7 protein-coding genes are annotated in these 4,255 nt (G+C 57.8%); 1 reads left to right on the forward strand and 6 read right to left on the reverse strand.

Annotation, left to right across the window (positions count from 1 at the left end):
• Complete coding sequence (gene mobQ / locus GLX_RS16370; RefSeq protein WP_014357864.1) at window positions 1-1,044, forward strand: MobQ family relaxase; 1,044 nt, start codon at window positions 1-3, stop codon at window positions 1,042-1,044.
• A 236-nt stretch (window positions 1,045-1,280) separates the two neighbouring features.
• Here mobQ and GLX_RS17890 read toward each other — a convergent pair whose 3' ends face one another.
• The 6 genes from GLX_RS17890 to GLX_RS16390 all read right to left on the reverse strand — a co-directional run bounded on the left by GLX_RS17890 (window position 1,281) and on the right by GLX_RS16390 (window position 4,039).
• Window positions 1,281-1,589, reverse strand: a complete 309-nt coding sequence (locus tag GLX_RS17890; protein ID WP_148268695.1) for a hypothetical protein — start codon at window positions 1,587-1,589, stop codon at window positions 1,281-1,283.
• Window positions 1,590-1,690: 101 nt separating this feature from the next.
• Window positions 1,691-1,966: a type II toxin-antitoxin system RelE/ParE family toxin gene (locus GLX_RS16375; protein ID WP_014357866.1), complete on the reverse strand. Its 276-nt coding sequence runs from the start codon at window positions 1,964-1,966 to the stop codon at window positions 1,691-1,693.
• The gene (locus GLX_RS18680) at window positions 1,956-2,135 is read right to left on the reverse strand and encodes a hypothetical protein (RefSeq protein WP_193360699.1); all 180 of its coding nucleotides are present in this window, start codon (window positions 2,133-2,135) and stop codon (window positions 1,956-1,958) included. Before GLX_RS18680 ends, GLX_RS16375 begins: the two co-directional genes overlap by 11 nt.
• 184 nt (window positions 2,136-2,319) lie before the next feature.
• Window positions 2,320-2,919, reverse strand: a complete 600-nt coding sequence (locus GLX_RS16380; RefSeq protein WP_014357867.1) for a helix-turn-helix domain-containing protein — start codon at window positions 2,917-2,919, stop codon at window positions 2,320-2,322.
• 329 nt (window positions 2,920-3,248) lie between these two features.
• Entirely contained in the window at window positions 3,249-3,785 is a 537-nt protein-coding gene (locus GLX_RS16385) for a replication protein (RefSeq protein ID WP_041248003.1), read from the reverse strand.
• Complete coding sequence (locus GLX_RS16390; RefSeq protein WP_014357868.1) at window positions 3,782-4,039, reverse strand: mobilization protein; 258 nt, start codon at window positions 4,037-4,039, stop codon at window positions 3,782-3,784. The genes GLX_RS16385 and GLX_RS16390 overlap by 4 nt, the downstream gene beginning before the upstream one ends.
• Window positions 4,040-4,255: the final 216 nt, after the last annotated feature.

The following is a 4,255-nucleotide window of genomic DNA, read 5'->3' on the forward strand; positions in this document are numbered from 1 at the left end:
GTGGCGATCTACCATCTGTCTGTCAAATCCATCTCGCGCTCGGCCGGTCGCAGCGTCGTGGCTGCTGCTGCCTATCGTGCCGGTCAGGAACTGACGGACGAGCGGCAGGGCCTGACGCACGACTACACCCGCAAGCAGGGGGTGGAGGATGCGTTCATCGTGGCCCCGGATGGCGCGGACTGGGCGCAGGACCGGAACGCCCTGTGGAACGCAGCCGAAGCGGCCGAGAAGAGGAAGGACGCCAAGACCGGCCGGGAATACGAGCTGGCGTTACCGGCCGAGCTGGACGCGGGCGCACGGAAAGAACTGGCCCGGGATTTCGCCCGTGAGCTGGTGGCGCGGTACGGGGTGGTGGCCGATGTGGCGATGCATGAACCCGGCCGGGAAGGGGATAACCGGAACCATCACGCCCATATCCTCACCACGACCCGGACGGTCGGGGAGAATGGTCTGGGGGCCAAGACGCGGGTTCTGGACGTGGCCAGCACCGCCTCGACCGAGATCGAGCACATGCGGGGGGTGTGGGCGCGCCAGGTGAACATGGCGCTGGAACGGCACCAGGTCGAACAGCGGGTGGATCACCGGAGCTTCGAGCGCCAAGGGAGGGAGCAGGAGCCGACCCGGCACATGGGGGTTTCAGCAACCGCCATGGAGCGTCAGGCGGCCCGCGAGATCCCCGGTCGGGAGCCGGTGACGGATCTCGGGAAGCAGAACGCGGAGATCCGCGAGCGGAACCGGGTTCTGGAAACGGCCCGCAAGGCCGTGGAAAAAGCGCAGGAGCTGTTCTCCGGCCTTGAGAAACGGGCACGGCAGGCGGTCGGTCTGGCCCGGAAGATCGGGCAGCGGATGGAGCGGGAGAGGGAGGCCGAGCGCCAGAGGAAGGAGTTGGCACGTCAGGCCGAAATCAGACGTCAGCAGGACATCCGGGCGGCCGAGGAAGCCCGGAAAGCCGCCGAGAAGGACCGCCAGAAGCAGCTCGCCAAGGAGATCGATGAGCCAACGTTCAGGCGGTCACGGGATCGAGGACCAAGTATTGGGTTTTAGAGATTACCGTGCAGATGTTGTGCTTATCTGTCGGCCTTTTTCATTGTATGTATAAATCAAAGAGCCTTTTCTTACGTTAACAGTCGATGATGTATAGCCAGTTAGTCCATCATCTCTTCCGCTTCCGGCGCTGACTGTTGCTATTTGTCGGCCGCGTTCATCGTAAATATATACCAAAGAACCTTTTTGAATGGCATTTCCGATAGGCATTATTTAATTATCCACTTCTTTTACTATTATTCGTTATCATCATCTTCTTGGGTTTTTGACCCAGATATGCTTTCCCAAATACCAGTAGAAGGGATTCGGTTCAAACCGTCTGAATGAATGAGCATAACACCACTATCTGACTGATAAAGATATAATTCAGCCTCATCATCATCAGCTATTGATTTGAATCTATCGTAAATATCCCTCCATACTCCTTTGCCAATACGATCTTTTTCATACCAAGATTTCAATTCCCACCATTCTATAAATGAAAAACCTTTCCAAGCCACGGCATCAATTCTTTGAGCTAGGGAATCTTCGAACCGTTTAAGCATACAGCACCCATTTAGTAACGGCAAAAAATTTTGTCCGTGCAAAAAAAATAACACTCACAAAATTTTTTGCAATCACTAAATTGGGGATTCGTTGTTTTTGCTTACAGCCGATCTTGCGACATGTGCCAGACGCGCAGAACGCGTACGCTCTTGGCGGCGTTATCGACTTCGTAGAGCAGCACATAAGGGTGAACGATCACCCATTCACGGGTGCCGTCCTCACCTTCTCGGCCGATGTTTGGGAACATGGCAAGATCTGTGGTGGCGTCGATCAGCCGGAGCAAAATCCGCTTGGCTGCGTGCGGGTTGCGGGGAAGCAGATAATCAACGATGGCGGCCCGGTCTGTTAGGGCTTCATCGGACCATTCAACCCGCACGCCGTTCCTCGTGCGGCAGGGCGTCGATTGCCGCCTGAACACGGGCTAGATCAGCTTTCAGGATCGTCAAAACCTGTTCGGCCGGAACTGCCGGTTTTGTGCTGTTCCGGGCCTTGCGGATTGCAGCTCTTTTGGCGGCCAGTTCGTCGGAAAGATCGGTCATTTGTATCTCTTTTCCGCAAGTTGTTTAGGACTGATGCCGAGTTGGCGAGGGCTGATTCCTAGCTGTCTTGGACTTAGGCCAAGTGCTCGTGGGTTTAACCCTAGAGCCTTGGGATTGAGGCCAAGGGCTTTTGGATTTGTACCTAAAGACCTTGGGTTCGTGCCGAGTAATCTACTGTTTCGACGTAGGCTCACCGCACTCCACCATGGAGGAGTTCGAGCTGCATGGGGGGGCGGGTTTCCGCTGCCTGTGCCTTGCGGACGTCCAGCGAACCATTCCATGCCACATGCGGGTTAATAAAATACACGGCCATGCCTGGGCCTCTCACCCCTTCAATTTTCCGTCGTTCGCGGCGGATTACGCCCATTTTTTCCAGCGTTCCCATGATGGTGCTGACGCTACGAGGCGCACAGTCAATCTCTTCGGCGAGCTGGTCGCGGGTGAGCAGCACCTCACCGGTGTCCTGCCGGAGATTGAGCAGAACCAGATCAAAGGCGTGACGCACCTGATTGGGTCGATCATCGGATGGCAGGGCGCGGATAGCGTCCCAGATTGTGGCGGTCTGCATACGGCTCAACATGGTGAAACCTCCCGGCCAAAGCCCTTCGGTAGTATCTGGTCGCGCGGCCTTCTGAAGCGCGTGTGTGGCCCGTGAGATGGCTATACGCGCCTCTCCGGGCAAATGCTTCAGGAGTTCTTCGGACAGGAGTGAGAGCTGCTCGGCCGCCTGTGCGGCTTCCTCCTGCCCGGATCGCTGCTGTTTGGTGGTGAGGCGCACAATCTGGGCCATGGCTCGCTCCCTGTGGAGAACCCGTCATTAGGTCACGGAATCCGTGATCCAAAGGTCACAGAGTCCGTGACCTAATGCAACCTGTTTCTGCCGGATTTCTGCGGGGTGTGGCGATCCCTAAGAAAGAGAAAAGAATCTAATCTCTCTGTTGGTCTCTCTTTTTTCGGTGGAAAACTGCCATTTCGGGGTCTGTTCCGGCGCCCTACGGGCGGGCTACGCCGCTCCCGCTCCGCGCTCGCCCGGACCCTGTAGCGTCAGTAGAATCGAGCAAAAGAAAATGGCTCAGGAAGCGGTGAGGGGGCTGGCAGGCTTTCCCCTTCCGGTGATGGTCAAGGGAGATACCAGCCAGTCACGTTCCCCTTGGCGTCCGCATACGGAAAGCAGACGGTCCCGCCTTTCTGGCGTTCCGTGGTCCATCCGTTCCCACGGCACATGGTCAGCAGGTCAAGACTACCCTGCCGATCGAGGCCATAAGCCCGTTGTCCGGCCGGGGTATTTGCCCAGCTCGCGGCCGCCTCCTGATTCCGGGCTTTCTGGTATCCGTCCGCGTGCCCCGTGTCCCATCCAGCTCGCTGACCGACGAAATATCCCCCACCAAACGCCACCAGAACGATCAGGAGGGCCGTCAGGCCCGTCCAGAGTAGAGATGAGCGTATTTCGGTCTGACTGGCCTGTAGCGCCTCCTGTGAGGCTCCTGTGGCCTGTCTGAGCGTGGTCTGCATTTCGGCCGACAGGGCGTGTTCCTGCTGGTTCCGGATGGCCTGATCGGATCGAACGGCCCGAAGAAGGCGGTTCGTCTCCGCCATTTCCCGGCCGAGCTGGTCGAACGCGGCCAGCCCGTCATCCAGCTCGCGTTCGTCGATCATGACCGGTCAGGTTCCGGCTTCTGCCACCCCTCGAACGCCTTGTGGTCATGGTCGCGGGTGATGCGTTTCATCAGTTCGTCAATGACGCGGCCGAAGCGTTCATCCTTTCCGGCCGCGCCGATCAGCAGCCCCCCGAGAATGACCTTGCGCCGGGTGTCCAGCTTGCGTTCCTCGGCGTTCTGTCTGGCGAGCAAAGCCTGATACCGGGCCTTCGCCTGTTCGACCTGCTGTTTCGCCTTCTCGATGGGTGTCATTTTTCCTCCCGCACCAAGTGGGTGCAATGGTCTGTTGTGATTTCCGTTTCCGCGTGACCCTGTTGAGGATACCCGATTTTTCGGAAGTTTCCTTGATTCCTCGTGGTGTGCAAACAACCCTTGCGACAAAGGAGTGAAGGGCGCACTTTAGCATTGCTTCGCAATGCGTGCGTCAGGGACGTTCCTTCCCTGAACCCTTCCTGAACGGAGCGAGTC

This window comes from Komagataeibacter medellinensis NBRC 3288 (genome assembly GCF_000182745.2).
In the GTDB taxonomy this organism is placed as follows: domain Bacteria; phylum Pseudomonadota; class Alphaproteobacteria; order Acetobacterales; family Acetobacteraceae; genus Komagataeibacter; species Komagataeibacter medellinensis.

Coding starts and splice junctions, on each gene's coding strand:
- GLX_RS16390 (WP_014357868.1), bottom strand. CDS start 4,039: ATGACACCCATCGAGAAGGCGAAACAGCAGGTCGAACAGGCGAAGGCC.
- GLX_RS16385 (WP_041248003.1), bottom strand. CDS start 3,785: ATGATCGACGAACGCGAGCTGGATGACGGGCTGGCCGCGTTCGACCAG.
- GLX_RS17890 (WP_148268695.1), bottom strand. CDS start 1,589: ATGCTTAAACGGTTCGAAGATTCCCTAGCTCAAAGAATTGATGCCGTG.
- GLX_RS16380 (WP_014357867.1), bottom strand. CDS start 2,919: ATGGCCCAGATTGTGCGCCTCACCACCAAACAGCAGCGATCCGGGCAG.